This is a genomic window from Mesorhizobium sp. M7A.F.Ca.AU.001.01.1.1 (assembly GCF_004022735.1).
In the GTDB taxonomy this organism is placed as follows: Bacteria; Pseudomonadota; Alphaproteobacteria; order Rhizobiales; family Rhizobiaceae; genus Mesorhizobium; species Mesorhizobium ciceri.
In genome coordinates this window covers 1-20,887 of record NZ_RZPF01000017.1, presented here as the reverse complement: position 1 = coordinate 20,887, position 20,887 = coordinate 1, and the positions used below count along the sequence as shown (strand labels likewise).

Sequence of the window (20,887 nt, the reverse complement as noted above, 5' to 3'; positions counted from 1 at the left end):
AGCTTGAGCGGCCCGGCGCGCAAAGGTTCGCGGCCGAAGAAGATGTTGGCGGCGACGTCCAGATTTTCGAACAAATTGAGTTCCTGGTGGACGAAGGCGATGCCCGATCCCAGGCTGGCTTCGACGGAGAGCCTGTCATGCGCGGTGCCGTCGACGGTGATCGTGCCGCTGTCGGGCCTGGTGACGCCGCCGAGGATCTTCATCAACGTCGATTTGCCGGCGCCGTTTTCGCCGACAAGGCCGATGACCTCGCCCGGCCTGACCTCCATGGAGAAGCCGTCGAGCGCGACGACGCCCGGATAGGTCTTGCGCACGTTCTCAAGGCTGAGGAACGGGGCGGTCACGGATGCAGCAATGGATGTGTCGGAATAATTCATCATGCCTGACAGCGATTGGCGGGCCAATTTCTGAGCATGATCTTTTCCGAGAACCGGCTTCCACTTTTCGGGATCATGCTCTTGGCTTTTGGCAGACTGACGATCCTCGCGGTGTTCGTCAATGCGAGCAGCCGGCCCAAGCGACGTTGAGCCGGCTGAACTGCTTCAAGTCTTAGTTTCCGGCCATCGCCTTCAGATTGGCGGCGTAGGCGTCGACGTCATCCTTGCCGATGATCTTGGTCGGGATGATGATGAGGTTGCCTTCCGGGATGCCCGACTTGTCGCCCTTGAGATAGGCAGCCATCAGCTTCATGCCCTGATAGGCCCATTCGAAGGGCTGCTGCACGACGGTGGCGGCAATGGTGCCTTCCTTGACGCCGCCGAGCGTGATCGGATCGTCATCGAAGCCGACGACGGTGATCGAGCCGAGCTTGCCGGCGTCGCGCAGCGCTTCATAGATGCGCGGCGTGTTGTAGGAGTAGAAGCCGACCATGCAGGTGACGTCGGGGCTGGCGACCAGCGCGTCCTCGACATTCTTCTTGGCGCGCGCCTGGTCGATGTCGTCGCCGCGCACGTCGATCAACTCGATCTTGGTGCCGGCCAGGCCGTCCTTCATGCCTTGGATGCGCTCCTTGGCATTGTCTGCGCCGAGCAGGCCGACGAAGCCGAGGCATTTGCCGCCATTGGGCATCGCCTTCTTGGCGATTTCGGCCGCCTGCTTGCCGGCATCGACGTTGGACGAGCCGATATAGGCGACGCGCTTGGTCTGCGGGGCGTCCGAGTCGGTGGTGAACAGCGCCGTTTCCGAAGCGATCTTGTTGAGGCCATCGGTCGAGGTCTTGGGATCGACGGCCGAGACCATGATGCCCTTGACGCCGGCGGTCACCAGATCGTCCATCAGCCGCTGCTGGATGGCGACCGAGGACTGCTCGGGATATTTGAGCTCGAGCGTATAGTCGGGCAGTTCGCCCTGCGCCTTCTTGACGCCGGCTTCGGCGGCCTTCCAGAAATCGGAAGCGCCGTTGACCACGAAGGCCAGCGTCGGCTTGTCGTCGGCGCGCGCGATTGCCGTGGCCGACAGGCCAAGCAGCAGCGCGGTCGCGGCTACGGATGCATTGCGTATCAAGGATTTCATGTTCAACCTCCCGTTTGGCTCAGTCGTTGGACCGGCCGATCTTGCACTGACCTGATTTGCCGTTTGCAGCGTGGACGCCCTCCTCCTCAAAGGGGTTCCCGGCACCGAAAGAATGGCGTCGTTCCAGCCACGACAGCGACCTTAGAGACTCATCCTTCATTCGTAAATAGTCCGATTTGTCTGACATATCACATATCCGAGACAAGGCTTGCGGAGATAGGATCCGCTCGCCACCGGGCCATTTTTCGTACTCTCCCGTCGCCCCGGACGTGACCGGCCGGATGCGACGATTGACGGTACAGCGCATTTTTGTATTAGTAAACAGTATTAGTTCCGAGCCAATGCCAGCGGTTTCGCGGTGTGCCCGCCGGCGTGCCGCCCTCACCGCTGGGCAGCCGCCCAGGCCTTTTGTTAATTGAGCTTTCGCTTGTATGGAGATGCGTGGCGGATGGACCTCCGGCATACTAATAGTTATAAACGAGCTTGACGTTATTCCGATAAATCGACGGCGTCACGCCACCTTGCCGGCCTGACCGGCCAGCCAGACTGGGATTTGCCATGAGCGAGACGACGGATCGGGCCAGCGACACAGCGAGGCGGCGCAAGGCGCCGGCCAAGGGCGCCAAGGGCCGCGTCACCATGATCGATATCGCCAGGGCCGCCGGCTGCTCGCAGGCGACCGTGTCCTTCGTGCTCAACAATTCGCCAGGGATCAAGCTGTCGCAGCAGACCCGCGAACGGGTGATCGAGGCCGCACGGACGCTTGGCTACACCGCGCCCGCTTTCGAGGCGCTTCACCCGGCATTGCCTGCCTTCGAGGGGCCCGCCTTCGAAGGGCTGGACGGGGTGATCGGCTTTGCCGTCGACCAGCTCGCCACCAGCCCCGAAGCCGTGGTCGCCATCGAGGGCGCGCGCCAGGCCTCGTGGAATGCCGGCAACGTGCTTCTGGTGGCGCAGACGCTGGGCGATTCCGTCATGGAGCCGCGCGCTATTTCAGCGCTGACCAAGCGGGGCATTTCGGCGCTGATCTACATGACCATCTTCACCCGCGAGATCACAGCGCCCGACTATCTCTACGGCCTCGACATCCCGGTGATCCTGCTCAACTGCTACACGGCGGACTACGCCTTCCCGTCCGTGGTGCCGAGCGAGATCGCCGGCGGCCAGAGCTCGACCCGCCATTTGATCAGCCACGGCCACCGCCGCATCGCCACCATCACCGGCGAGCCGTGGATGCAGGCGGCACAGGACCGGCTGAAGGGCTACCGCCGCGCGCTCGCCACGGCCGACATCCCGTTCGATCCCGAGCTGGTGGTCGAGGGCGACTGGTCGGCCAGCGCCGGCTATGCCGCCACCGTCAAGCTGCTGGCGCTCAGGGATAAGCCCACCGCCATCTTCTGCCAGAACGACCGCACCGCGATCGGCTGCTACGAAGCGCTGAAGGAAGCCGGCCTGCACATTCCGCAGGACATCTCCGTGGTCGGCTACGACGACGAGGAAATCGCCAGGCATCTGTTCCCGCCGCTGACGACCTCGATCCTGCCGCACATGGCGATGGGCCAATGGGCGATCGAACAGCTGGAAGCGCCGGCGGCGCCTGGACGGGGGCGGTATCCGATCACGAAGCTGGAGTGTCCGCTGGTGGAGCGGGAGAGTGTACGGGGGGTGGTAGGGTAACGCGACTCGGCGGGCCCGCGCTGGCTTACCTTCGACCGTTAGGGAAACCTGACCAGTGGGACGAAGAGCTGATGGCTGCAATGCAGACGATTCTTGCGCGGAAGGGGGTCAAGGTCGAAGTCTGAGACATTCATTCCCATTGGTGCAACAGACCGGCACGGTTGCGAATTTGGGGTTGGACACGCCGTGCCGGCCAGTGCTGGACACCCCAGCCCGATTACGCTACCGGCACAACAGGAATCCAGCAATTAAGCCTGATGGTCTAGATCGCGAGTGCAGAGCCTGTTCTCGCGCTTCAGGGAGCCCTTTTACCACGGGCATTACTTCTCCTCCGGGCAGTCCAGCAGCTTCGCATGGCGATGCATTTCTTCGCACCCGTCCGACAAGGCGGGCTTGAACCATTCCGCTTTGTCTTTCTTCAGGCCTTCGGCACTGGTCCGCTAACCTTGCCCTGCACGCGGTCCCACAGGCAGTTGCGTCTGCCGAACTTGAAATTGAGGTTGACGGTGCCGACTTGCGGAATCGGCTGTCGTTTCCTGGAGAAAGCAAAAAGCCCGCCACCTTTCGGCAGCGGGCTTTCCAAAACTGTAACTCTCTTGGTTAATCGATAATCCCGGATGAGCTGGGCGAAGCCGTCACTGACGACAGTCGCTCACGCTTCGTGAAAACGGGCTTCTGATAGATTTTCTTCATCGACATTCCCCTTTGCCAATAATGTGTCACTCTTTGCCTTCCGCCGGGCAGCGTGTCAATCGCGCACGGCGGTATGCCGATGGCCATCACCGCCTCCACGGAAGGGACGCTGATGGCATAACTTGCCCATCGTTTTCGGGTGATTAACAAAAAGGGCAATTATATAACTGACAACCCCGCTCTTATTGGCGCTGGTTGTCAGGAAAGATCTGCCTGCGCCTTGCCCTTGCCGATAACCTTTGCTTGCCTACTGTCCCGACCATGAGAGGAGGCAAACATGGAACGGCTTTACCCGGTAGCTCTCGTGACGCTGTTTTGTAGCTTGATGATATTCGGAATGGCGGTGACGGTCGCGAGAACCCACAAGAAGACTGGCATACTGGCGCCCGCAATGACCGGCGACCCGCTCCTTGAACGAACCATCCGGGCACATGCCAACGCGGTGGAATGGTTTCCTATCTTTATGCCGTCGATGTGGCTGTTCGCGATCTACTGGAATGCCGCGTGGGCTTCCGGCCTTGGGCTGCTCTGGATGATAGGTCGGATTGCATATTTCGTAGGGTATCGCACCGCGCCCTTGAAGCGCTATCCCGGCTTCTTCGTCCAGTCGATTGCAGCCTTCGCGCTGCTTTTTGGCGCTCTGGGCCGGATCATCTATCTGATGCTCTAGGCGCTCCCCAGCCGCGGGAGAACGGCACGGTACCTCATAAGCGGAGATAGGGCGCACTCCCTCCGATCGGTGTCGGGTCGGTAATATTGCTGGACGCGTTCGAGGGGCGCCAAATGCTCATCGCCTCCTATTACATGTGGTTCGACGGCCGGCCGGCAGCCGAGCAATGAGGGGTGTACCTTCTTCACGACGCAGGTGGCCCATTCGCGGGCTCGCGACACCCTCGCCGCCGAACGCTGGCGGTTGCCCTGGCTGGCGGTTGAGAAGAATTATGCCTTTGAAGGGCTGAAGGGCCGCGTGAGCCTGCTCGACCGCAAAGCTGCCAACGACAAACGCAGTGCCCCGAAACGGACCTACATGGAACTGGCGCACCCGACAGGATTCGAACCTGTGACCTCTGCCTTCGGAGGGCAGCGCTCTATCCAGCTGAGCTACGGGTGCTTTCCGGAATCCGGAAAACGAACCAGCCGGTGAACCGGCAAGTCACGGCTTCTTAGCGGAAGCGGGCGCGGGCTTCAACGGGCAATTGGCGATTGGCGTAGCGACTTGGGCCGGGTGCGTCCAGGCTGCGGCCTACGAGGTTCCCGCCCCCGCCTTCACCGTCCGCCTTCCACGCACCGCCCGCTTCGGCTTCTTGGCGCCCGCCAGTTCGTGCATCGCGTCCAGCTGCATCTGCTGCATTTCGGCGAGCCGCGTCCATTGGCGCGAGATGAGGTAGTCGAGCTTTTCGTGCAGATGGCGCACTTCGAGCTCGGCCTTGAGGTTGACGCGGTAGTCGTTGAAGGAGCGCAGGCGGTCCTTGGACTCCTGCCGCCGCTGGCTCATCATGATGATCGGCGCCTGGATGGCGGCAATGCAGGAGAGCAGCAGGTTGAGCAGGATGAAGGGGTAGGGATCGAAGGCGCTCGACATGCCGGCGACCAGATTGATGCCGATCCACACCAGCAGCACGCTACCAAACGAGATCAGGAACCACCAACTGCCGCCGAAGGCCGCCATGTTGTCGGAGACGCGGTCGGCGAAGGTGCGGTGCTCCTCGAATTCTTCTTCCGAGTTTTCGGAAATCGTGTCCTGCCTGGCGATCGATTCGACCACCTGACGGTCGAGCTCGGAGAATTCGCCGTGCTCCTGCTGCAGCAGCTCCTCCATATAGCGCATGCGGTAGCGGCCGAGCTCGGCGCGGCTGATGCGGGCGCCGGCCGGCAGGTCGGGATGGTCCGAGCGGATGCGGTCGGCGAGGCTCGGGCGCAGCGTGTCGATGCGCACCAGATCGCGCTTGCGGAATTTGCGGCCCGATATCGCCGACGGCTTTTTCTTCGGCTTGCCACGGTGGGCGCCGGGGCCTGCCGGTTCGGAGTCCGGCACTTCGGGCGTGTCGAAGTGTTCGTCCGATACCGGATCGGCCTCCAGCTCACCGACGATCGGCGCCTCGAAATACTCGCCGCCGTCATCGTTCTGATTGTCTGCCGCCTGTTCGGACGTTTTGGGGACGGTGCTCATGGTGGGCTCCTGAGGGTGCTGGGCGACGATAGACAGAGGTGGCGGCGCATAGCCAGCGCCGGGCACGGATTTCGCAGGCCGGACAAGTGTTTTTGATCGGAGAGGCGATGTGGCTGACGGCGGCTCGCCCCTCAGGGAGGGTGGAGACGTTCGAAATTGGCCGGAGCGGGAAGAACTTGCCCGATGTTTGCGCCAATCACCCCCCTCTGTCCTGCCGGACATCTCCCCCTCAAGGGGGGAGATTGGCTGTTGTCCCGGCTTTCGCCAATTTCCACCGTCACAGGAGTGAGCGGAGCGCCGAAGCTGCCAATCTCCCCCCTTGCGGGGGTTGAGGAGCGGTCCGCGCAGCGGGCGGAAAGCCAATTGCTTGGCTTTCCGAGCGACGAACATCCGGCAGGACAGAGGAGGGCGCTGTCCCGCCAACGTGCACAAGGTTCTGCAGGGCGGCGGGCAACAAAAAACCCGCCTTGCGGGCGGGTCACGTTTCCAGTCGATCAATTGGCGCGACTCAGCACCATACCGAAAATAGTAGCATAGCTGCCCTCAGGGTCAAGAAAAAATTCCTATCGATATCCATCCCCGCGCAGCCAAGCGCGATGCTTGCTACCGGCAGCTCGCCCTTCGCAGGCTCAGGGCGTTCGTCGTTCAAAAAGCCAAGCAATTGGCTTTTTGTCCGCTACGCGGACCACTCCTCACTGTTCCGCGAACATCAGCCTGGTCTTGGCGCCGTCCGTGGTCGGCGACAGGCTGCGCTGGATCAGCGCTTCGACATGGTCGTTGCGCTGGCGGGCTGAGTCGGCGCCCATCACCACGACGATCAAATTGCGGCCGTCGGCATTGTAGGAGGTGACGATGTTGAAGCCGGACGCCCTGATGTAGCCGGTCTTGATGCCGTCGACGCCGCGCACGCGGCCGAGCATGTCGTTGTGGCCGCGCACCAGCCGGCCGCGGAACATGAAGTCGCTTTCGGAGAAATAGTGGAACTGCTGGGGAAAGCGCTGATGCAGCGCCATGCCGAGCACCGCCATGTCGCGCGCCGTCGTCATCTGGCCATCGTCGGGCAGGCCCGACGCGTTGCGGAAGGTCGTGCTGGTCATGCCGAGCTGGCGCGCCTTGGATGTCATCATGGCGGCGAACTGATCCTCCGAGCCGCCGAGATATTCGCCGACCGCCACCGCCACGTCATTGGCCGATTTGACGACGATGGCGCGGATCGCGGAATCGACGTCGATGCTCTCGCCGCGCCGGAAGCGCATCTTGGTCGGCGGCTGCGAGGCGGCATGGTCCGACACCGGGATCTGCGTCTGCTTGCTGACGCGGCCGGACTCCAGCGCCTCGAACAAAAGATACAGCGTCATCATCTTGGTCAGCGAGGCGGGGTAGCGCTGCGCCGTCGAGCTGACCTCGAACAGCTGCTTGCCGGTCCTGGCGTCAACCACGATGGCCGCATATTTCTGCGCCGGCGCGGGCACGGCCAGCACGCTGTCGGGCGGCGTCGTGGCGCAGCCGGCCAGCAGCACCAGCAGGGCTAGTGCCGCAAAAACTCTCTGGATGAGCGGAAAGGGACGCAGGTAGGACAAGGGCTGGACTGTTCTGGGTCGGCTGTTGCTGAGATGAGACGACGCTAACGTAACGCGGCTGTTGCGTCCATTTGGTTAATGCCGGTTAGCCCCAGGATTGTCGAGCCTCGCAAGCTTGGCATCCGCCCCGAAAACGCCGGTTTTCCCGTGTCTTTGCTTGCCAAGGCCGCGTTTCCCGTGGGAAGGGGCGTGGTATCGAGGGCTTGGGGGCTTGGCATGACGAACATCGGGGCCGGGGGCGCTGCGCCCTCGCTTATCAGGGCATCACTCAGCCGCACCGGCAAATGGGCTGGCAGCGTCGCCTTTGTCGGGGGTGCCGTATCCGACATCCTCAATCCGCTGGCGCCGTTCGCCGCCTATATCGCGCTGGTCGCCGCGGTGGCCGCAATCATCATCGCCATTGCCATCGTGCTCCGGCTGGTGCTGGCGGCCAAGGCGCTGCCGGCCTTGATCTTCGCCACCAGTGCGGCGGCCGTCGCCGGCGGCGTCTACGGCCTGCAGCAGCAGACCAACGCCCAGCATGGGGTGATCGCCAGCCTGGTGCCGGCCATTGCCGGGCTGCAGCAGTCGATGGGCATCGTTACCGAGAAAGTTGCGAAGATCGAGCAGACCGTCACGCAGACGCAAAAGACGGTCGACGCGGTCAAGCAGTCGACCGACACGGCGGCGAAAAAGACCGACGAGATCGCGTCCGTCCAGCAGCAGCAGACTGAGCAGACGGCGGAAGTGCAGAAGACCACCGACGAGGTGAAGAAGGAGACCGAGACGCTGGTCGCCGGCCAGGCGCAGCAGCAGGCCCAGACCGAGAAGCTGCAGGCGACGACGCAGCAGATCGCCGCCTCGATCGACATCATCGCCAAGGGCTTTGCCGCCCTTGCCGCGCAGGGCGGGGCGATCGCCGAGCCGAAGCGGCCGGACGAGTTCTACCACAATGCCCGCGTCTACGAGTTGTCCGGCGACATGCTGAATGCGCGGCGCTCCTACCTCGCCTTTGCCGGCTTCGACGTCGACGCCATCGATCCCTACACGCGCTTTGCCGCGCTGCTTCGGGTGCAGGACGGCAAGGCCGGCGCGCGCGAGGTGTTCGGCGCGCTTGCCGACAAGGGCAAGGCGCTGTCGATCAAGCTGGTGCATATCCAGCAGTTCGACGACGCCCAGCGCCTCGACAAGCTCAACGTCTTCATATCAGCCAATCCAGATTTCGCGCCGGCCTATTTCCTGTTGGCGCAGGAGTTTTCCGAAGACCGCCTCGGCGCCCAGACGCTGGCCGACAAGCGCAACGAGGCCAAGGCGCTGACCAAGTTCACGTCCTACGAAAAGGATGGCGGGTTGCTCAAATATTTCGTCGACCAGACGCAGTTGGCCGACTGGCTGGACCGCAGCCGCAGCCGGCTGGCGGCGCTTGGCGACGTGCTCGACCCCGCCCGCTTCGTGCCTTCGCTGACGCCGATGCGCTCCAACCAGGGCTGGTCGATGACCATCTCGCTGCCCGAGCCGGCGACCGCCATCTCCTGGCGCATGGGCGACAGCGGTCCTTTCACCGACACCGGTTTCCTGGCCATGAACGACCAGACCACCGGCAAGCCGATGGCCAATCCGAGCTTCGAGATACCCGACAGCACCGTGGCGGGGATCATTGCGATCAAATATCTCGACATCAGGGGCCGCGAGACCGGCCCGTTCGACATCCGCTTCGACCCCGAGACAGCGCTTCAGCAAGGCAACAAGCAGATCCTCGACCAGTTCTGGACCTCGTGGATCGCCTTCGATGCCAGCGGCAACCACGGCCTGGTCTATTTCACCCAGATGCTGTCCTACCGCTGCGCCATCAAACAGGTGCATTACAGCCTGAACGGCGCGGCCCTCGACAAGGAGATCAAGATGCCGCCTTGCGACAAGAAGGACCCCTACGCCATCCCCTACGATTACCAGCCCTATTTCAAGGTCGCCGACAGCGTGAAATCGATGTCGGTGCAGGTTACCTACACCGACGACACCAAGTCGCCGGTGCGGGAATACAAGCGACAGTAGCTCACCCTCCCCTTGTGGGGAAGGTGAAGGTGCGCGATGCAAAATGCCTGTCGCGGCGCTTGCGCAACCGCCGCCGAACGGTTCAGTTTGCGCCTTCAGAATCGGTGACAGCGCAATGACCATCCACACCATCAAGGCCAGAGGCATTTCGGTTTCGCTCGACCTCACGGTCGGCCACATCGCCGACATGGTCGTCGAGGCTGGCGGGCGGCAGCTGAAGCCGCTGCATCGCGCGCCCTGGGTCGATGCGAACGAGACGCTGCCGAAAGACCTGCCGGAAGGCACGGTTCGGCTGTCCGGCGATTTCCTCTGCGCGCCGTTTTCGCGCAGCGATGTCGAGGAAGCGCCGCTGCATGGCTGGACGGCCAACAGCGCCTGGGATGTCGTCGAAAGTGTCGCGACCGACGATGGCTGGCGCGCCGTCTATCGCCTGCGGCACGAGGTGATGGGCGCTTCGGTCGACAAGATCCTGACGCTGCGCGACGGCCATCCCTTCCTCTACCAGGAGCATGTATTTTCCGGCGGCAATGGTGCGATCTCGGTCGCCCATCACCCGATGACGGCCATGACCGGCGGCGGCAGGCTGGCCTTTTCGCCGAAGCGTTTTGCCGCGACGCTGGACGATCCGCTGGAGCCCGATCCCGCACGCGGCCGCTTCATGCTCGCCTATCCGGCGCGCTCCGCCGATCTCGGCCATTTTCCCGCCGCCGGCGGCGGCACGCTCGACCTGACGGAATACCGCATGGATGACCGCCGCGAGGATTTCATCACGCTGGTCGAAGCCGACCATGGCGGGCCGGGATGGACCGCGCTTGCACGACAGGCCGAGGACGATCTGGTGCTGGTGCTGAAGAACCCGGCCGAACTGCCAATCACCATGCTGTGGTTCAGCAATGGCGGGCGCGACTACGCCCCATGGAGCGGCCGCCACCTTGGCGTGCTCGGCATCGAGGATGGCCGCGCTGCCGTCGGCCATGCCGCCTCGATCGGCGACAACTGGCTGAAGCGCGAAGGGGTGGCGACCGCTTTTGCGCTGGGCGAAGGCCAAAGCGTGTCTTTTCGCCACGTCATCGGCGTCCTGCCGCTGTCGGGCGGCGAGCCGCCGCGGGACGTCACGACGGCGGATGGCCGCATGCGGCTGCATGCCGGCGGTTCGACGCGGGAGGTTCCCTTCGACAGCGATTTCCTGCGCATCGGCCAGCCGCTGGCCTCGTAGGTGTGATTGCGCGGCCGCAGGGTTTGAAATTTCCGTGAACTGTCGCCAAGATGTGGCCGAAATCATCATGCGGAACATGGTGGATCTGAAGCTCTGCCAGAGAGGCTCTCATGTCCGAAATCGCCCATCTCGCCGCCACCATCTTCAAACGCGCCGGCAAGGCAAACCGCTTCATCGTCGCCATTGCCGGTCCACCGGGCGCCGGCAAGTCGACGCTGTCGGCAAGGCTGCATGAACTGCTGCCCGAAGGGGCAGCGGAGGTCGTACCGATGGACGGCTTCCACTATGACGACGCCGTGCTCGAGCGGCGCGGTCTGCGCGCGCGCAAGGGCGCGCCGGAAACCTTCGACTTTGCCGGTTTTGAGGCCTTGCTGAAGCGTATCCGTGCCGGTGAACCCGACATCGCCATTCCGGTCTTCGACCGCAACATGGAACTGTCGCGCGCCGCAGCCTCGATCGTCGCCACAGAAACCAAGTTCATCCTGGTCGAAGGCAATTACCTGCTGCTCGACGAAGAGCCGTGGTCGCGGCTGGCGCCGCTGTTCGATTTCTCGATCTTCGTCGACGTGCCGCGCAACGAGCTCGAGCGCCGCCTGATGGAGCGCTGGCACGAGCATGGCCGCTCCGATGAAGATGCGCGCGCCTGGATCGCTTCCAACGACCTGCCCAACATCGAGCGCGTGCTCGCGCGGCGCAGTGCCGCCGATCTGGTGATCGGCCTTTCCGCTTGATTCGACGGATTGTGCAAGGGGAACTTTAAGACTTTCAGGCCGTTATCCCGACACGACAATTGTGCCAAAAGAGGGATTCGGTCCAATGGCAACCAAGGCAAAAAAGCCTGCGCCCGCCAAGGGCAAGGCGACCCAATCCAAAACCGGCGCCGGCCCGGCAATGACAGGCCGTTCGAAGGACGCCAAGCCGGCTTTCGGCAAGGCAGCGCCGAAGAAAGTGGTGCCGGCCGCAGCGAAAGCCGCGCCAAAAGCCGCAAAGCCGAAGAAGCCCGCGAGTTCCAGCGACTCCTTGGGCGGCAGTGCGATGCGCACGGCCAAGGCCACAGCCAACGTCGCTGCCGGCGCGGTCATGGTCGCCGCCCGAGGTGCTGCGTCGCTCGCCGCTTCCGTCATGGGCAAAGGCGGTTCGAAAGCCAAAGCGAAGGCGAAATAGCCGCGCTTCGGAGGCTGGTTTTTCTATCCCTTGGCCGGGATGGTCAGGCCTTTTTGCACCGCCGGCCGCGCCAGGCCGCGCTCCAGCCATGTTCCCAGATGGGCGAAATCGTCAAAGCCGACGAGTTCGCGTGCTTCGTAGAATCCGATCAGGTTGCGCACCCAACCGAGCAGCGAGATGTCGGCGATGGTGTAGTCATTGCCCATGATCCACTTGCGCCCCTTCAGCCGGCCGTCGAGCACGCCGAGCAGTCGCTTTGACTCGTCGCGATAGCGCTCCAGAGGGCGTTTGTCGGCGATTTCGCGGCCGGCGAATTTGTGGAAGAAGCCGACCTGGCCGAACATTGGCCCGACCGAGGCCATCTGGAAGAACACCCACTGGATGGTCTCGTAGCGGCGCGCGCCATCAATGGGCATGAGCAGGCCGGTCTTTTCAGCAAGGTAGAGCAGGATGGCGCCGGATTCGAACAGGCCGATCGGCTGGCCGTCCGGGCCGTTGGGATCGATGATCGCCGGTATCTTGCCGTTGGGATTGAGCGACAGGAATTCCGGTGTCCAGCTTTCGTTCTGGCCGATGTTGACCCAATGCGGCTCGTAAGGAAGGCCGAGTTCCTCCAGGGCGATCGATATCTTCACCCCGTTCGGCGTTGTCGCCGAATAGAGCTGGAGCTGGTCCGGATGCTTGGCCGGCCAACGCGTTGCGATCGGAAAGGCGGACAGGTCTGCCATGGAAACTCCTGGATGAGGATTCGCGCCGAGCGGCGCGGTTTTGGCGGGTCGGCCAAGGATTAGACGCGGCGCACGGCACGATCAATATGGCGGCGAAGGGTTTCATCGTGCACGGACAGTCAACGGAATGGCCTGCCTGGGGCAGATCCGCCCGCCCCTTAGATCAGGCAGCCTTGAAGGCCAGCACGGCATTGGTGCCGCCGAACGCGAAGCCGTTGCTGATCGCGGCGCGCACCTTGCGCTCGCGCGGCACATTCGGCGTGACGTCGAGGTCGCAATCGGGATCGGCCTCACGAAAATTGGCCGTCGGCGGCACGATGCCTTCGCGGATCGCCATCACGCAGGCGATCATCTCCAGCGCACCCGATGCGCCGAGGCAATGGGCGTGCATCGACTTGGTCGACGACACCGAAAGCTTGTAGGCATGGTCGCCGAAGACGCGCTTGATCGCTGCCGTCTCGATCTGGTCGTTGGCCTTGGTGCCGGTGCCATGGGCATTGAGGTAGTCGACATCCTCGGGATTGAAGCCGGCATCGGCCAGGCAGGCGCGCATGGCCGCCGTCGGCCCTTCGACGGTCGGCGCGACAATGTCGGAGGCGTCGGCGGAGAGGCCGGCGCCGGCGACCTCGGCAAGGATGGTGGCGCCGCGCGCCATGGCGTGCTCATACGTCTCCAGGACCGCCATGCCGGCGCCCTCGCCGAGTGACAGTCCCTGGCGGTCGGCCGAGAATGGCCGGCAGGTGTCGGGCGCCAGCACGCGCAGTGCTTCCCAGCCCTTCAGGATGCCCCAGACCAGCGGCGCATCGGTGCCGCCGGCGACCATCACATCGGCGCGGCCAAGTCTGATCTGGTCGACAGCCGAGGCGATGGCGTGGTTGGACGACGAACAGGCCGAGGTGACGCCGAAGACCGGGCCGCGCAGGCCCAGATTCATGCTGACATGGCCAGAGGCCGCGCTTGGCATGACCTTTGGCACGGTGAAGATGCCAGCGCGGTTCTTGCCCTCGACCAGTATGGCGCGATAGCTCTCTTCGATCGCCTCCCAGCCGCAGACGCCGACGCCGACGACGGTGCCCATCCGATAGGTGGTGGCTTCAGTCGAGACCAGGCCGGCGTGCTGCATGGCTTCCCTGGCTGCGATCGTCGCCAGCAGGCTGAAGCGGTCCATCGACACGGTCTGCTTGCGGTCGATGCCGTGATCGGGAAGCGTCTTGATTTCGCAGCCGACCTTGACCTTCAGATCATGCAGTTGGGGACTTGTGATCTGGCCGATGGCCGAGCGGCCGGCGCGCATCTCGTTCCAGATCGCGGGCGCGCTGGTGCCGAGCCCGCAAATGCCGCCCATGCCGGTGATGACAACGCGCTGCCGCATTCAGTTCAGGCTTTTTTCGCGATCAGCGCGCGCACAGCTTCGACCATGTCGCCGACGTTCTTCAGATTGCTCCAGGCGTCGACCGTGTTCATCTCGATCTCGATGCCATACTCTTCCTCAAGATCGAAGATAATCTCCGTCAGCTCGAGCGAATGGATGCCAAGCGAGGTCAATTCGGTGGTGGTGGTGATTTCTTCGCCGCCCGGCTCGGCATGAGCCTTGATCTTCGCGATGATATCCGTTGCCAGCTGGTCGGCCATTCGGTTCCTTCCCCACTATCTCGCGTTTCCCGACGCCGACTGAGCAGCGCCCCTTTTTCTCCTGGTATCAAGCCGCCGTCGTCGTTTAATACCCCCGCCAAGCGCAGCATGACCGTACCAAGGTGGTTCCCTCTATAGAAACCGAAACGTTGTCAAGCAACAAGCTATATCGAACTCCATATCGACAAAGCCGCCGGAGTGCTTAACGTGCAGGCATGGATATGGGCGAACATGGCGGGATTTCGACGCAGCGCGTTGCGGGCGTGGCGCGGCTTTCCTGCGCGCTTGGCGAGGGCCGCACGCGCCTGCGGCGCCTCTATCAGGACGGCGCCGCCAAGATAAGAATGCCGGCCGTCTCGGCCGATCCGCTCGAAGCGGTGCTGATCAACACCGCCGGCGGAATGACGGGCGGCGACCGTATCGCCTGGGACGTGGATGTCGGCGCGGCCGCTTCGGCATCGATCACCACGCAGGCCTGCGAGAAGATCTACCGGGCGGCATCCGACCATGCCGAAGTGCGGGTCAATTTGTCGGTAGGCGAAAACGGCCGCATCGCCTGGCTGCCGCAGGAAACCATCGTCTTCGACAGGGCGGCCTTTGCCCGTACGCTCAACGTCGAGCTTGCCGTCGGCGCCGAGGCGCTGGTGCTGGAAGCCGCCGTCTTCGGCCGCCTGGCGATGGGCGAACGCGCCACGCAGGGCAACTTCCATGACCGCTGGCGTGTGCGTCAGGATGGCGCCCTCGTTCATGCCGAGGATTTCCGCATCGGGCCCGATATCGCCGCAACGCTCGATCGCCCGGCGGTTGCCGGCGGCGCGATCGCGGTGGCGACATTGCTTCTGGTGTCGCCGCGCGCCGAAGCCCTGCTCGATCCGGTTCTGGAGATCGTCGGCGACCAGGGCAGCGCCAGCGCCTGGTGCGTGAAGAAATCTGGCAAGCTTCTTGCGAGGCTCTACGCCGGGGATGGCTACCGACTGCGCCAGCGGCTGGTTCCACTCGTCGAATTGCTCAACGGAAGGGCGGGGTTGCCCAAATTATGGTCACTATAGGCCTGCCTCTACCAATCCAGGGAAACGCATGAACCTGACGCCGAGGGAAAAGGACAAGCTGCTGATCGCCATGGCGGCGATGGTGGCGCGCAAGCGGCTCGAACGCGGCGTCAAGCTCAACCATCCGGAAGCGATTGCGCTGATCACCGATTTCGTCGTCGAAGGCGCCCGCGACGGCCGTCCGGTCGCCGAACTGATGGAAGCCGGCGCTCATGTCGTCAGCCGCGCGCAAGTCATGGAAGGCATCGCCGAGATGATCCATGACGTGCAGGTCGAGGCGACGTTTCCCGACGGCACCAAGCTGGTGACCGTGCACGAACCGATCCGTTGAGGAGGACAGGATGCTGGAGCTGCGTCCCAACTGCGAATGCTGCGACAAGGACCTGCCGCCCGAGGCGACGGATGCGCTGATCTGCACCTTCGAGTGCACCTTTTGCGCCGGATGCGTGGAACAGGTGTTGGGCGGCATCTGCCCCAATTGCGGTGGTGGTTTTTCGGCGCGGCCGATCCGCCCGGCAGCGATGCTGAAGAAATATCCTGCGTCGAGCAAACGCGTACTCAAGGCCGAAGGCTGCGGCCCCCGCAAGGCGGCGTGAACACCAGACCGAGCAAAACGAAAGGCAAACAGAATGATATCCGCCAAACGCCTCTGCCTGTCGGCGATCCTGCTGCTGGCCGCCGCCCTGCCGGCCTATGCCCATGTCGGCCTGGGCACCACCTCCTCCTTCACGGCCGGCTTCATGCACCCGCTCTCCGGCCTCGATCACATGACGGTGATGATCGCGGTCGGGCTGTGGGCGGCGCTCAAGGGCGGCAAGGCGGTTCTTGCCTGGCCGGCTGCCTTTGTCGGCGTCATGGTGGTCGGCGGCGCGCTGGGCATGCTGCATATGCCGCTGCCCTTCGTCGAACCGGGCATACTGGCATCGGTCGTGACACTCGGACTGCTGGTGGCGCTGGCGATCGATCTGCCGGTCTCGGCCGGCGTCGCCATCATCGGCCTGTTCGCACTTTTCCACGGCCACGCGCATGGCACCGAGGTGCCGGAGAATGCCGGCGGGCTTGAATACATGGCCGGCTTTGCCACCGCCACGCTGTTGCTGCATGCCACCGGCATCGCCACCGGTCTCGGTCTCGGCATCCGGTTTCGTGGCCTGGCCCGCGCTGCCGGTGCCGCCTGCGCGGCGATCGGCATCGGTCTCGCCTTCGGCATCGTGTGAGGGTGACCATGATCCCCGGTGAAATCATCACGGTGGGCGGCGACATCGAGCTCAACAAGGGCCTGCAGACCGTCACCCTGAAAGTCGCCAACAGCGGCGACCGGCCGATCCAGGTCGGCAGCCACTACCATTTCTTCGAGACCAATGAGGGGCTGAAATTCGACCGTGAGCGCGCCAGGGGCATGCGCCTCGACATTGCCGCGGGCACGGCCATGCGCTTCGAGCCGGGCCAGGAGCGCGACGTCACGCTGGTGCCGCTCGGCGGCAAGCGCGAGGTCTACGGATTTCAGCAGAAGGTGATGGGCAAGCTGTGAGATCTTCCGGCGCGCTCAGCTCAGTTCGATGGCTTGGCCGCGGCGTAGATGACGATCTTTCCGGGATTGTCGAATTCGACGGCGAGGACATCCTGCGCCTGCACGCGCCGCGATTCGATGGCGTTGAACAGCAGCGCGTTGGCCTCGATCTCCTTGCGCAGCTCCGTAATGTCGTCCTGATGCTGCTTGACCTTGGCCTCGATCTCCGGCGGCGGGCCGCCTTCGCTGCGCGCGGCATCGGTGAGGAACACGATGTCGACCTTGTCGAGCTTGGATGTCTTGCGCACCGTGCCGATGTTTTCACGCGTGCGGTCGATCGCCGTGTTGACGTTGCCGGCCTCAGTGTTGGCCTTGGCCTCTTCCTGCTTGACCTGCGAGCCGACGATGCGATTGACGGTCTCCGTGCTTTCCAGTCCTTGCGCCTTCAGTCCGGCAGCAGCACCAGCCGCCGCCAGGAACGTCATGGCGGCGACTGCCTGCATTCTGGTCGAGAAAGAAGTGATCGCCATCGCTCGCTCCTGAGAGAAATCGTTTCGGGGCGCGGGTTAGCGCGAAAAGAACAAAACGAATCCCGCCCGGCGAAGGTTCCTTTCCCGATGCGGCCGGCCGGCCGGATGCCGGCCCGCCATGCCGTGGCGTCAGCTCGCCTTCTTGGTGATCAGGGTCAGTGCGCCATTGGGTTCCATACTGGCTGCGACCACCTGCGCCGAGGTCATTCCCTTGGCCTCGAGCGCCGACTTGACCTTGGGTGTGGCGTCGATCGAGCTGCGCAGTTTCTTCAAGCCGTCATCGCCGCGCTGGGCGATCACCTGGTTGACCTGCGTCTGGGTGTCCTTTGGCAACTCGGTGATGTCGACGATGTTGACGCTCTGGATCGTCGGCACCGCGGGCTGAGCCTGGGGCGTGGCTGGAGCAGGCGTTGCCGGCGCCGGAGCGGGCTGTGGCGCGGGTTGCTCCTGGGCACTGGCGGCGCCCGCCAGCATCAGGCTGGCGGCGGCGGCAAGAACTATCGTTTTGCGCATGGATTTTCCTTTCCATCGATTGGCAAACGGTCGGTCTGGGGTGACGCCCTAACCTCAACCGCCAAATGGGATCAGAAGGTGTCGCCCAGCAGGTCATTGCGTGACCATAGGATGGCAGCAATGTGCAGCCGCGCTTCAATCCAACCGCATTTCGGCAAACCGCATTTCGGGAGCAATCGCTGATGGCCAGAATTACCCGCGCCGCCTACGCGCAGATGTACGGCCCGACGGTCGGCGACAGAGTACGGCTTGCCGACACCGAACTGTTCATCGAGGTCGAGAAGGATCTCACCATCCATGGCGAAGAGGTGAAATTCGGCGGCGGCAAGGTGATCCGCGACGGCATGGGCCAGAGCCAGGTTTCCAGGGCGCAAGGCGCCGTCGATACCGTGATCACCAACGCGCTGGTGATCGATGCCAGTGCAGGCATCTTCAAGGCCGATGTCGGGCTTCGCGACGGGCGCATCGCGGCCATCGGCAAGGCCGGCAATCCGGACACGCAGGATGGCGTCACCATCATCATCGGCCCCGGCACCGAGATCATCGCCGGCGAAGGCAAGATCCTGACATCAGGCGGCTTCGACGCGCATATCCACTTCATCTGCCCGCAGCAGATCGAGGAAGCGCTGATGTCAGGCATCACCACCATGCTCGGCGGCGGCACGGGCCCGGCGCACGGCACGCTGGCCACCACCTGCACGCCGGGGCCATGGCACATGGCCCGCATGATCCAGTCCTTCGACGCCTTTCCGATGAACATCGGCCTGTCGGGCAAGGGCAATGCCTCGCTGCCCGCCGCGCTCGAGGAAATGGTGCTGGGCGGCGCCTGCTCGCTGAAGCTGCACGAGGACTGGGGCACGACGCCGGCGGCCATCGATTGCTGCCTGTCGGTCGCCGACGATTACGACGTGCAGGTGATGATCCACACCGACACACTGAACGAATCCGGCTTTGTCGAGAACACGGTCGCCGCCATCAAGGGCCGCACCATCCACGCCTTCCACACCGAGGGCGCCGGCGGCGGCCACGCGCCCGACATCATCAAGGTCTGCGGCCTGCCCAACGTCATCCCGTCCTCGACCAATCCGACGCGGCCCTACACGGTCAACACGCTGGCCGAGCATCTCGACATGCTGATGGTCTGCCATCATCTGTCGCCGTCGATCCCCGAAGACATCGCCTTTGCCGAAAGCCGCATCCGCAAGGAGACCATCGCGGCGGAAGACATTTTGCACGACATCGGCGCCTTCTCGATCATCTCGTCGGATTCGCAGGCCATGGGCCGCGTCGGCGAAGTCGCGATCCGGACCTGGCAGACCGCCGACAAGATGAAACGCCAGCGCGGCTCGCTGCCGCAGGAGACCGGCAACAACGACAATTTCCGCGTCCGCCGCTACATCGCCAAATACACGATCAACCCGGCCATCGCGCATGGGCTGTCGAAAGACATCGGCTCGATCGCGGTTGGCAAACGCGCCGACCTGGTGCTGTGGAACCCGGCCTTCTTCGGCGTCAAGCCGGACATGGTGCTGATCGGCGGCATGATCGCCGCAGCCCCGATGGGCGACCCCAACGCCTCGATCCCGACGCCGCAGCCGATGCATTACCGGCCGATGTTCGGCGCCTATGGCAAGGCCAGGACCAACTCGTCGGTGACGTTCGTTTCCAAGGCAGCGCTCGAGTCGGGACTGCATGGCAGGCTCGGTGTCGACAAGCAGTTCGTCGCCGTCGAAAACACCCGCGGCGGCATCGGCAAGCATTCGATGGTGCTCAACGACGCCACGCCGCATGTCGAGGTCGATCCGGAAACCTACGAGGTGCGCGCCGACGGCGAGTTGCTGACCTGCGAGCCGGCGACGGTGCTGCCGATGGCGCAACGGTATTTTCTGTTTTGAAGCGGCGCTTCCACCGGGCGAGCATTATCCGTTGCAGCCCTTGGTGGAAGGCAGCACTATGCGGCCAACCAACAGCTGCATTGTGATCGAGCATGACCACCGAAATCGCTTCCGCCCACGACATCTTCCCGCACATCCGCATCGTCATGGGCATGGTGATCGGGCTTGGTGTCGCCCGCCTGCTGTCGGGGGTGGCGCGCATCGTCCAGCATCCCGGCCAGTACAAGCTCTATACCGTGCATCTGGCCTGGGTCGTCTCGGTGCTCCTGATGCTGGTGCATTTCTGGTGGTGGGAGTTCGGCCTCTACGCCGTCGAGATCTGGACCTTCGGCAAATATTTGTTCATCATTTTCTACGCGATCACGCTGTTCCTGCTGTGCGCGCTTTTGTTTCCCGATTCGATGCTGGACTACACCAGCTACGAGGATTTCTTCTATTCGCGGCGGGCGTGGTTCTTCGGCCTGCTGGCGGCGACCTATCTGCTCGACGTGGTCGACACGCTGCTGAAGGGGCCGGAGCATTTCGCCCGCTTCGGCAGCGAGTATCTGTTCCGCACGCCCGTCTTCGTCGCGCTCTGCATCATCGCGATCCTGGTGCGCGACCGCCGCTTCCACATCGCCTTTGTCACGGCGGCGCTTATCTACCAGATATCGTTCATCCTGCGGCTCTTCGACACCATCGTCTGAACGAACGCGATGGTCTAGCTTTGTTGGGGAAAGGCAGGGTTCGACATGTACAAGGCCATTGGATCGCGCGTGTGCGGGCACAAGCAAATGGGAAATCCATGAAATGAAACTCAACCTCAACACCGACTTCACCAAATTCCCGCGCGTCGTCTCGGTGCTGTCCGCCGGCGCTGCCGGAACCACCCTACCGTCCGGCCGGGCCATTCTCGCCCATGACGAGCGGCATCTGCGCCGCCGGGCCATCGAACTTGCCGACGGCAGCAAGGTGCTGGTCGACCTGCCCGAACCCGTCGCCTTGAAC

Annotated in this window: 22 protein-coding genes, 1 tRNA gene and 1 pseudogene; 14 read left to right on the top strand and 10 right to left on the bottom strand. The window is 63.6% G+C overall.

Annotated features, from left to right (window positions below; all coding sequences use genetic code 11):
* Both EN884_RS02430 and EN884_RS02425 read right to left on the bottom strand, forming a co-directional pair.
* The coding region (locus EN884_RS02430; RefSeq protein ID WP_164894911.1) for an ATP-binding cassette domain-containing protein at window positions 1-377 on the bottom strand (377 nt) is incomplete at its 3' end.
* 172 nt (window positions 378-549) lie between these two features.
* Entirely contained in the window at window positions 550-1,512 is a 963-nt protein-coding gene (locus tag EN884_RS02425) for a sugar-binding protein (RefSeq protein ID WP_013528381.1), read from the bottom strand.
* 558 nt (window positions 1,513-2,070) lie between these two features.
* Between EN884_RS02425 and EN884_RS02415 the strand changes: the two genes are divergently transcribed.
* Both EN884_RS02415 and EN884_RS02405 read left to right on the top strand, forming a co-directional pair.
* A complete protein-coding gene (locus EN884_RS02415) occupies window positions 2,071-3,189 on the top strand; it encodes a LacI family DNA-binding transcriptional regulator (RefSeq protein ID WP_063169765.1) in 1,119 nt (372 codons plus the stop codon).
* 970 nt (window positions 3,190-4,159) lie between these two features.
* Complete coding sequence (locus EN884_RS02405) at window positions 4,160-4,552, top strand: MAPEG family protein (protein ID WP_013528384.1); 393 nt, start codon at window positions 4,160-4,162, stop codon at window positions 4,550-4,552.
* A gap of 364 nt (window positions 4,553-4,916) precedes the next feature.
* Here EN884_RS02405 and EN884_RS02395 read toward each other — a convergent pair.
* The 3 genes from EN884_RS02395 to EN884_RS02380 form a co-directional block, all read right to left on the bottom strand.
* Window positions 4,917-4,993 (bottom strand) — tRNA-Arg (locus EN884_RS02395).
* A 132-nt stretch (window positions 4,994-5,125) separates the two neighbouring features.
* Entirely contained in the window at window positions 5,126-6,052 is a 927-nt protein-coding gene (locus tag EN884_RS02390; protein WP_063169764.1) for a DUF1003 domain-containing protein, read from the bottom strand.
* A gap of 692 nt (window positions 6,053-6,744) precedes the next feature.
* Window positions 6,745-7,632 carry a D-alanyl-D-alanine carboxypeptidase family protein gene (locus tag EN884_RS02380; protein ID WP_063169763.1) on the bottom strand — a complete coding sequence of 296 codons (888 nt, stop codon included), beginning with the start codon at window positions 7,630-7,632 and terminating at the stop codon, window positions 6,745-6,747.
* A gap of 216 nt (window positions 7,633-7,848) precedes the next feature.
* Here EN884_RS02380 and EN884_RS02375 point away from each other — a divergent pair, with 216 nt between their 5' ends.
* From EN884_RS02375 to EN884_RS02360, 4 genes are all read left to right on the top strand, one after another.
* Window positions 7,849-9,663 (top strand): hypothetical protein, encoded by a 1,815-nt coding sequence (locus EN884_RS02375; RefSeq protein ID WP_063169762.1) that lies wholly within the window; start codon window positions 7,849-7,851, stop codon window positions 9,661-9,663.
* Window positions 9,664-9,778: 115 nt separating this feature from the next.
* Window positions 9,779-10,879 carry a hypothetical protein gene (locus tag EN884_RS02370; protein WP_063170433.1) on the top strand — a complete coding sequence of 367 codons (1,101 nt, stop codon included), beginning with the start codon at window positions 9,779-9,781 and terminating at the stop codon, window positions 10,877-10,879.
* Window positions 10,880-10,989: 110 nt separating this feature from the next.
* Window positions 10,990-11,610 (top strand): nucleoside triphosphate hydrolase, encoded by a 621-nt coding sequence (locus tag EN884_RS02365; protein ID WP_063169761.1) that lies wholly within the window; start codon window positions 10,990-10,992, stop codon window positions 11,608-11,610.
* 85 nt (window positions 11,611-11,695) lie between these two features.
* The gene (locus EN884_RS02360; protein ID WP_013528390.1) at window positions 11,696-12,043 is read left to right on the top strand and encodes a hypothetical protein; all 348 of its coding nucleotides are present in this window, start codon (window positions 11,696-11,698) and stop codon (window positions 12,041-12,043) included.
* A 23-nt stretch (window positions 12,044-12,066) separates the two neighbouring features.
* Here the strand turns inward: EN884_RS02360 and EN884_RS02355 are convergent, their stop codons facing one another.
* The 3 genes from EN884_RS02355 to EN884_RS02345 form a co-directional block, all read right to left on the bottom strand.
* On the bottom strand, window positions 12,067-12,771 hold the full coding sequence (locus EN884_RS02355) for a glutathione S-transferase N-terminal domain-containing protein (protein ID WP_063169760.1): 705 nt from the start codon (window positions 12,769-12,771) through the stop codon (window positions 12,067-12,069).
* 163 nt (window positions 12,772-12,934) lie between these two features.
* Window positions 12,935-14,143: a beta-ketoacyl-[acyl-carrier-protein] synthase family protein gene (locus EN884_RS02350; RefSeq protein WP_063169759.1), complete on the bottom strand. Its 1,209-nt coding sequence runs from the start codon at window positions 14,141-14,143 to the stop codon at window positions 12,935-12,937.
* A 5-nt stretch (window positions 14,144-14,148) separates the two neighbouring features.
* Entirely contained in the window at window positions 14,149-14,403 is a 255-nt protein-coding gene (locus EN884_RS02345; protein WP_013528393.1) for an acyl carrier protein, read from the bottom strand.
* 221 nt (window positions 14,404-14,624) lie between these two features.
* Here EN884_RS02345 and EN884_RS02340 point away from each other — a divergent pair, with 221 nt between their 5' ends.
* From EN884_RS02340 to EN884_RS02320, 5 genes are read left to right on the top strand one after another with little or no spacing between them, the layout of a single operon-like run.
* Window positions 14,625-15,452: an urease accessory protein UreD gene (locus EN884_RS02340; RefSeq protein ID WP_082826622.1), complete on the top strand. Its 828-nt coding sequence runs from the start codon at window positions 14,625-14,627 to the stop codon at window positions 15,450-15,452.
* 28 nt (window positions 15,453-15,480) lie between these two features.
* Entirely contained in the window at window positions 15,481-15,783 is a 303-nt protein-coding gene (locus EN884_RS02335; RefSeq protein ID WP_013528395.1) for an urease subunit gamma, read from the top strand.
* A 10-nt stretch (window positions 15,784-15,793) separates the two neighbouring features.
* The gene (locus EN884_RS02330; RefSeq protein ID WP_027161066.1) at window positions 15,794-16,048 is read left to right on the top strand and encodes a DUF1272 domain-containing protein; all 255 of its coding nucleotides are present in this window, start codon (window positions 15,794-15,796) and stop codon (window positions 16,046-16,048) included.
* A gap of 33 nt (window positions 16,049-16,081) precedes the next feature.
* Window positions 16,082-16,669 carry a HupE/UreJ family protein gene (locus tag EN884_RS02325; RefSeq protein WP_063169757.1) on the top strand — a complete coding sequence of 196 codons (588 nt, stop codon included), beginning with the start codon at window positions 16,082-16,084 and terminating at the stop codon, window positions 16,667-16,669.
* An 8-nt stretch (window positions 16,670-16,677) separates the two neighbouring features.
* The gene (locus EN884_RS02320) at window positions 16,678-16,983 is read left to right on the top strand and encodes an urease subunit beta (protein WP_013528398.1); all 306 of its coding nucleotides are present in this window, start codon (window positions 16,678-16,680) and stop codon (window positions 16,981-16,983) included.
* Window positions 16,984-17,003: 20 nt separating this feature from the next.
* On the opposite strand, the gene EN884_RS02315 is transcribed toward EN884_RS02320, so the two are convergent.
* Both EN884_RS02315 and EN884_RS02310 read right to left on the bottom strand, forming a co-directional pair.
* The gene (locus tag EN884_RS02315; protein WP_027161068.1) at window positions 17,004-17,492 is read right to left on the bottom strand and encodes a hypothetical protein; all 489 of its coding nucleotides are present in this window, start codon (window positions 17,490-17,492) and stop codon (window positions 17,004-17,006) included.
* Between the two features lie 129 nt (window positions 17,493-17,621).
* Window positions 17,622-18,005, bottom strand: coding sequence for a hypothetical protein (locus EN884_RS02310; protein WP_063169756.1), 384 nt, complete (start codon window positions 18,003-18,005; stop codon window positions 17,622-17,624).
* Between the two features lie 179 nt (window positions 18,006-18,184).
* Between EN884_RS02310 and ureC the strand changes: the two genes are divergently transcribed.
* The 3 genes and pseudogenes from ureC to EN884_RS02295 all read left to right on the top strand — a co-directional run.
* Window positions 18,185-19,900 carry an urease subunit alpha gene (ureC, locus tag EN884_RS02305; protein ID WP_181172678.1) on the top strand — a complete coding sequence of 572 codons (1,716 nt, stop codon included), beginning with the start codon at window positions 18,185-18,187 and terminating at the stop codon, window positions 19,898-19,900.
* A 92-nt stretch (window positions 19,901-19,992) separates the two neighbouring features.
* Window positions 19,993-20,586, top strand: a complete 594-nt coding sequence (locus EN884_RS02300; RefSeq protein ID WP_027161070.1) for a hypothetical protein — start codon at window positions 19,993-19,995, stop codon at window positions 20,584-20,586.
* A 103-nt stretch (window positions 20,587-20,689) separates the two neighbouring features.
* Window positions 20,690-20,887, top strand: a pseudogene (locus tag EN884_RS02295) (urease accessory protein UreE); the annotation flags it as partial.

Bases quoted from the DNA above. Each gene is read 5' to 3' on its own strand.
- EN884_RS02425 (WP_013528381.1), bottom strand. From the start codon at position 1,512: ATGAAATCCTTGATACGCAATGCATCCGTAGCCGCGACCGCGCTGCTG.
- EN884_RS02415 (WP_063169765.1), top strand. From the start codon at position 2,071: ATGAGCGAGACGACGGATCGGGCCAGCGACACAGCGAGGCGGCGCAAG.
- EN884_RS02405 (WP_013528384.1), top strand. From the start codon at position 4,160: ATGGAACGGCTTTACCCGGTAGCTCTCGTGACGCTGTTTTGTAGCTTG.
- EN884_RS02390 (WP_063169764.1), bottom strand. From the start codon at position 6,052: ATGAGCACCGTCCCCAAAACGTCCGAACAGGCGGCAGACAATCAGAAC.
- EN884_RS02375 (WP_063169762.1), top strand. From the start codon at position 7,849: ATGACGAACATCGGGGCCGGGGGCGCTGCGCCCTCGCTTATCAGGGCA.
- EN884_RS02370 (WP_063170433.1), top strand. From the start codon at position 9,779: ATGACCATCCACACCATCAAGGCCAGAGGCATTTCGGTTTCGCTCGAC.
- EN884_RS02365 (WP_063169761.1), top strand. From the start codon at position 10,990: ATGTCCGAAATCGCCCATCTCGCCGCCACCATCTTCAAACGCGCCGGC.
- EN884_RS02360 (WP_013528390.1), top strand. From the start codon at position 11,696: ATGGCAACCAAGGCAAAAAAGCCTGCGCCCGCCAAGGGCAAGGCGACC.
- EN884_RS02355 (WP_063169760.1), bottom strand. From the start codon at position 12,771: ATGGCAGACCTGTCCGCCTTTCCGATCGCAACGCGTTGGCCGGCCAAG.
- EN884_RS02350 (WP_063169759.1), bottom strand. From the start codon at position 14,143: ATGCGGCAGCGCGTTGTCATCACCGGCATGGGCGGCATTTGCGGGCTC.
- EN884_RS02345 (WP_013528393.1), bottom strand. From the start codon at position 14,403: ATGGCCGACCAGCTGGCAACGGATATCATCGCGAAGATCAAGGCTCAT.
- EN884_RS02340 (WP_082826622.1), top strand. From the start codon at position 14,625: ATGGGCGAACATGGCGGGATTTCGACGCAGCGCGTTGCGGGCGTGGCG.
- EN884_RS02335 (WP_013528395.1), top strand. From the start codon at position 15,481: ATGAACCTGACGCCGAGGGAAAAGGACAAGCTGCTGATCGCCATGGCG.
- EN884_RS02330 (WP_027161066.1), top strand. From the start codon at position 15,794: ATGCTGGAGCTGCGTCCCAACTGCGAATGCTGCGACAAGGACCTGCCG.
- EN884_RS02325 (WP_063169757.1), top strand. From the start codon at position 16,082: ATGATATCCGCCAAACGCCTCTGCCTGTCGGCGATCCTGCTGCTGGCC.
- EN884_RS02320 (WP_013528398.1), top strand. From the start codon at position 16,678: ATGATCCCCGGTGAAATCATCACGGTGGGCGGCGACATCGAGCTCAAC.
- EN884_RS02315 (WP_027161068.1), bottom strand. From the start codon at position 17,492: ATGGCGATCACTTCTTTCTCGACCAGAATGCAGGCAGTCGCCGCCATG.
- EN884_RS02310 (WP_063169756.1), bottom strand. From the start codon at position 18,005: ATGCGCAAAACGATAGTTCTTGCCGCCGCCGCCAGCCTGATGCTGGCG.
- EN884_RS02300 (WP_027161070.1), top strand. From the start codon at position 19,993: ATGACCACCGAAATCGCTTCCGCCCACGACATCTTCCCGCACATCCGC.